General features: G+C 57.4%; 6 protein-coding genes and 1 pseudogene. 4 read left to right on the forward strand and 3 right to left on the reverse strand.

The window, feature by feature from the left end:
• Positions 1–350: hypothetical protein (locus tag TY51_RS23485; RefSeq protein WP_231559040.1), on the forward strand; the 350-nt coding region annotated here is incomplete at its 5' end.
• A gap of 60 nt (positions 351–410) precedes the next feature.
• On the opposite strand, the gene TY51_RS12435 is transcribed toward TY51_RS23485, so the two are convergent.
• Positions 411–1,379: a magnesium and cobalt transport protein CorA gene (locus tag TY51_RS12435; protein ID WP_042250034.1), complete on the reverse strand. Its 969-nt coding sequence runs from the start codon at positions 1,377–1,379 to the stop codon at positions 411–413.
• A 296-nt stretch (positions 1,380–1,675) separates the two neighbouring features.
• On the opposite strand from TY51_RS12435, the gene TY51_RS12440 reads away from it, so the two are divergent.
• The 3 genes from TY51_RS12440 to TY51_RS12445 all read left to right on the forward strand — a co-directional run bounded on the left by TY51_RS12440 (position 1,676) and on the right by TY51_RS12445 (position 3,766).
• On the forward strand, positions 1,676–2,479 hold the full coding sequence (locus tag TY51_RS12440) for an MFS transporter (protein WP_197054757.1): 804 nt from the start codon (positions 1,676–1,678) through the stop codon (positions 2,477–2,479).
• 6 nt (positions 2,480–2,485) lie between these two features.
• The gene (locus TY51_RS22755; protein ID WP_197054758.1) at positions 2,486–2,869 is read left to right on the forward strand and encodes a hypothetical protein; all 384 of its coding nucleotides are present in this window, start codon (positions 2,486–2,488) and stop codon (positions 2,867–2,869) included.
• A gap of 153 nt (positions 2,870–3,022) precedes the next feature.
• Positions 3,023–3,766 (forward strand): hypothetical protein, encoded by a 744-nt coding sequence (locus tag TY51_RS12445; RefSeq protein WP_042250035.1) that lies wholly within the window; start codon positions 3,023–3,025, stop codon positions 3,764–3,766.
• A 189-nt stretch (positions 3,767–3,955) separates the two neighbouring features.
• On the opposite strand, the gene TY51_RS20370 is transcribed toward TY51_RS12445, so the two are convergent.
• Both TY51_RS20370 and TY51_RS12455 read right to left on the reverse strand, forming a co-directional pair.
• Positions 3,956–4,417: a hypothetical protein gene (locus TY51_RS20370; protein ID WP_156118011.1), complete on the reverse strand. Its 462-nt coding sequence runs from the start codon at positions 4,415–4,417 to the stop codon at positions 3,956–3,958.
• Positions 4,418–4,775: 358 nt separating this feature from the next.
• A pseudogene (locus TY51_RS12455) lies at positions 4,776–4,987 on the reverse strand (IS3 family transposase); the annotation flags it as partial.

The raw sequence follows: 4,987 nt of genomic DNA on the forward strand, positions 1-4,987 counted from the left end.
GATCATCCGGGATGGAACATATAGGCTTAATTCTGAGGGAAAATGAACAGGCCAGCACCTTGCGTATGGCCTTGTATGCCCTGTGCGCCCCTCTTCGGAGATCCATATCCTATCAAAAGCATGACACCCTCAAAGTGATCGGCATGGCACTTGGTGCAAATCCAGTCGGCGTCGAGTTCGCTTTTGCAGACCAGACAGGGATCATCCTCGACGTTGAAGTCGAGCGGAAACGGGACAGGGACTACCGCAATGGCGCACATGGTCTGCCTCATCTAGGTACATCATTTATGATACGCAAAAGACAGTCCGGAACTGACAGCTATGCGACACCGGTGCCAAGCGATTCATAAGGCGGCCATGAGAGAGGCAGTGGCTATTCTAGCTTGAGCTTTTCTTTGCAGGTTACCTAGTCAGAGCCAGCCAAGCCGCTTGAAGCGGACATAGAGGAACGTGCAGGCGGCCACGATGACCGAGAGCACGACAAAGTAGCCGTACCTGGTCGATAGCTCGGGCATGTTCTCGAAATTCATGCCGTAGATCCCTGCAATTGCCGTCGGCACGGCCAGGATGGCCGCCCAAGCCGCCAGTTGGCGGGTGATGATGCCTGTGCGTTGCTGCTCCAGCAGGTTGCTGAACTCGAAGACCGAGGCCAGGACCTGAAGCAGCCCATCGACCATAGTCTGCACGCGCCGAACGTGATCCAGAACATCGCTGAAGTACGGTCTTGTGTTCGCGTCGATGCAGGGAAGGTCCTGTCTGACCAGCTTGCCGGCGACTTCACCCATGGGGCCTAGCACCCTCTGAAACCTGGTCAGATGCCGACGGAGCGCGAAGATGCGCGTGATCTCTTCGCGACCGAGAAAAGTGTCGATGGTCTGCTGCTCCATCGACAGCACTTTTTCTTCGATCTGCTCGACGATGGGCAGATAGCCATCGACGATGTAATCCAGAATGGCGTGCAGAACGTAGTCGACCCCGTGGATCAGCAGGCTCGGGGCCGCCTCCAGCTGCGCACGCAGCGCGATGTGAGACCGGGCCGATCCGTGGCGCACGCTGATGATATGGCTGTGGCCGACGAAGATGGCGGTTTCGCCATAGGTGATCGTATCGCCTTCCAGATGCGCAGTCCGCGCAACGACGAACAGTTGTTCGCCATAGATGTCCACCTTGGGCAGCTGGTCCGCCTTGACGGCATCCTCGATGGCCAGCGGATGCAGGTCGTACTGCTCTCTGAGCGTCTGCATCTCCTCTTCGGTGGGATCACAGATCCCGATCCAGACGAACTCCGACTTGTCCGAGGGGCAGTCGATCTTCTCGGTGATCGACACCTCGCGCACGCGCTTGCCGTGGCGGTAGAGATAGGCAGCAACGACCGTCATGTGGGTCTCCGGGAATGACAGGTGACCTTAAGCAGACTAACTGCTCCGATTAAACCCTTCTGTCCTATCGAGCCTCTCCGACCGCTCACGCCGAGTGGTGGATCGGATTTATCACCCTGCTGGCCGGCTCAAGCACCATTCCACAACTGGATAACTTCCGCGGAGGTCGTCGACTGCCGACTGGATGTAAATGACTGCCGCGCCATTGTTTGCACCGTAGCTTTATAGCGTGACAGGGAACGAAGCTGTGATCGGGGGGTTCGCCAAGCGGACCACAGATCACGAGGGCGCATCCCATGGCCACTGTTTCCCGTTCCAGCATGTCGGATAGCACGCTCCTTGGTCTGGCACTCCTGAACTTCTTCCTCGCGGATGCGCGGGATGGGCTTGGCCCTTTCCTGGATGCATTTCTGGCCACTCAAGGCTGGTCCCCACTGACGCTTGGGGCGATCGCCACCGTCGGCGGGCTGATCGGTTTGACGCTGACGCCGTTCGCCGGGGCGCTGGTGGACAGGTCACGCTGGAAACGTGCGCTGATCGCTGTTCCCGTAGTCATCGTCACCGCGGGCGCTCTTCTGACGCTGCTGGTGCCGCATCCAACCGTAGTCTGGGCCGGCACCATCGCCACCGCGGTGCTGGGTGTGGTCATCGCCCCGGCGCTGGCAGGTCTCAGCCTGGGCCTGGTCGGGCAGCGTGCCTTCCCACGCCAGATCTCGCGCAATGAGTTCTGGAACCACAGCGGCAACCTGGCATCGCTGATGGGTATTTATCTTGCCGTCAGCCTGTTCGGACAGTTCTCGGTGGTCTGGCTGATGATCATCACGGCGCTTGGCGCTCTGATCGCGCTGCTGATGATCAGTCCCGACCGGATCGACCACGACGTGGCGCGCGGCATGGTCAAGGATGCCAGGCCGGACGATCGCGCCCGGCCGTCCGGCCTCTCGGTGCTGCTCCACAATCGCGGATTGGTCGTGCTGGCGATCGTGATGATGCTGTTCCATTTCGGAAATGCCCCGATGAGCCGACTGATCGCGCAGGAGTTCTCGATCCAGTTGGGAACGCCGTTCCGCACCACGGCGCTGATAACCGGGGTCGCCTAGACCACGATGATTGCGGTCGCCGCATCAACGCCATGGCTGATCCGGCGCCTTGGCCTGCGCCTGTGTTTCCTGATCGCGCTATGCGCCCTGCCGTTGCGGGGCATGCTCGCCGGGTCGATTCCGGATTTCTGGGTCGTGGTGCCGGTGCAGATGCTGGACGGCATCGGGGCGGGCATGCTCAGCATCCTGACACCCGTCGCCGCTGAAAGGCTGCTGGCAAATACCGGACACTTCAATCTGGGCTTTGCCGCAGTCATGACGGTGCAGGGGATCGGTGCGACATTTTCGAACGTCATTGCCGGGTGGATCGTGTCCGGCCATGGCTACGGCCTGTCTCATTTTGTCGGGGCCGGGGAGGCCTTCGCGGCAACGATGCTGTTCTTGATCTAAAGCCGGGTCGTCGCACGGACCCCCAGGCAAGAGGGCTGATCAGGCCGCTTTCCGATCCGGACTGCGATGCTTTTGCGACGATGCGAGCATTTTCTTTTTGCCGGAACACCTGTAATATTAGTAACTGTTTTGTAACATAAGGTCACCAGTGATATGGAAAAGGATCAATTAGACTATTTTCCGAAGCAACCTCGCACGGCACTGACTTACCTTCTATTGTTCAATACTTTCTTCGCGCTGATGTTTCCCATATCAATCGCAATGAATTTATGGACAATAAAGCAGTGGTTTGATCTTGATGGCGAAGTGAGCATACAAACATGGTACTCTTCAAGTCAGCTGCTGGTCAGCGGGCTGTTCATTTTGTCCGCACTCAAATTTCGCAGCACAATCTCTCCTAGACCCGGGTTTTACGTCCTTGTGGGTCTGGGATTGATCTTTTTATCAGCGGATGAAGCTGCATCGATCCACGAAAAGCTCACCCCACTTTCAGCGAAATACGCGCATTTCGTGCCTCTGATCAATGGGAACCAAGGAGCATGGATAACCATCTATGGCGTAATATTTGCTTCTGCTGCTCTCCTGAACATCAATAATATTCTCATCATGTGGAAGAATTACAGAGAGCCGCTGCTGATCTTCATTGCGGGCCTAAGCGTACTCGTTTCTGGTGCAGTTCTCATGGAAATCACCATGTATTACTCTCTGCTGCCCTCCAAGGTGCTGCAGTTGATACTTGAGGAATTCGTGGAAATGACAGGCGGGAGTGTAATTCTCATAAGCAGCTTCATATTTCTTAATAATCACGTCGCTGTCCGAGCGCTCAGCCCTGAAACTGCTACTCAGCGCCGTCATATGGTAGCGCAAAGCAAACCTCATGCGGGGATGGTCCGCTGAGATCGGACTATTAGCACTTCTGAGGATTTGAAGATGCGATCGATCGTTAGGTCAAGCTGTGTGGACGCATTGACGTCAGGACGATGGGAAGGACTGTCTGTTCGCTGCGGTTGTGGTGAGTGCCGCAACAAGTACAGGTTTGATTGCAAGTAGAAATTCCCCGCGCCACGGCGGTTTTCCAGCAGCAAATCAGCTCTGGTGGATCCTGAATCCAGCGCCGGTATGAACGGGTATGCATCGTTGCAGGAAGGCACGAGCTTCCCGACCTGAGCGGATCCGCGTGAGTTTCAGATAAGCGTTGGCACTCTCGACAATCTCGGCAGCGCGATCCTGGTGGAACTGCCTGGATGAGATGGCATACGTCATGGCGTCAAAGGTATGTCGACCAAATGTCTCCGCGCATCCTTGACCCATGCCCGGCCGTACCTTGCCATGCCACCGTAATGAGCGCCACGCCACCTGGGCCACTTGCACCGCCGTCGGCGGGTCCACCCAAAGCAGAAGATGTGCGCGGCTTGCTCTCTCCACGCCTGTTTCATAATGCCCGCCGTCTATGATCCATTGATCCTGGGCATGTATCTCTCTGGTGATTGCATCGAGCTCTTCGGTCGAGCGATGAATGAACCCTGGCATCCAGCTCAGTTGATCCATGTGGTAGACCGGGACACCCGACAGCGCAGACAATCGGGTGGCGAGCCATGACTTGCCTGTGCCAGACCCTCCCACGATCATAACCCTCGTCATCATCGTCGTCGCTTTCCGAGTAGCCGCCACACTGCTCCGTAAATCGCTCGAATGCGATTTCACTGGCTCGCTTCCGAGGTAGTGGAGCAAGGTTTCCAAGAATAGGGGGCGACGCGAGTTCTAATCCCTTTGTAATATTTGCATCGCGACTCGAGCCGTTTTCCGCCGTGGAGAAGCCCGCCAAAGCGATGCGACAATTGCACCCCGGTACAGCGGCAATTGCCGTTGTCTGGTGATCCAGTCAGAGCCAGCCTAGCCGCTTGGAGCGGACATAGCCATAAGTCGGCCGGGACGTCACCAGCGTGGCGATCCGCGGCACCAGCTCAGCGTCTTGCGCCTTGTGGTAACGCCGGCGCGGCTTCGTCTTGCCCTTCAGTCGATCGACCAGGTTCGAGCGGGCCACACCGAGGGTTTCTGCCACGGCCTTCACCGGGAACCGCCTGTCAGCGGCGACCGCACATGCCAGGTCGGTTTTTT

The sequence above is a fragment of the Paracoccus sp. PAMC 22219 genome (assembly GCF_000787695.1).
Classification (GTDB): domain Bacteria; phylum Pseudomonadota; class Alphaproteobacteria; order Rhodobacterales; family Rhodobacteraceae; genus Paracoccus.

Coding starts and splice junctions, on each gene's coding strand:
- TY51_RS12435 (WP_042250034.1), bottom strand. CDS start 1,379: ATGACGGTCGTTGCTGCCTATCTCTACCGCCACGGCAAGCGCGTGCGC.
- TY51_RS12440 (WP_197054757.1), top strand. CDS start 1,676: ATGGCCACTGTTTCCCGTTCCAGCATGTCGGATAGCACGCTCCTTGGT.
- TY51_RS22755 (WP_197054758.1), top strand. CDS start 2,486: ATGATTGCGGTCGCCGCATCAACGCCATGGCTGATCCGGCGCCTTGGC.
- TY51_RS12445 (WP_042250035.1), top strand. CDS start 3,023: ATGGAAAAGGATCAATTAGACTATTTTCCGAAGCAACCTCGCACGGCA.
- TY51_RS20370 (WP_156118011.1), bottom strand. CDS start 4,417: ATGGATCAACTGAGCTGGATGCCAGGGTTCATTCATCGCTCGACCGAA.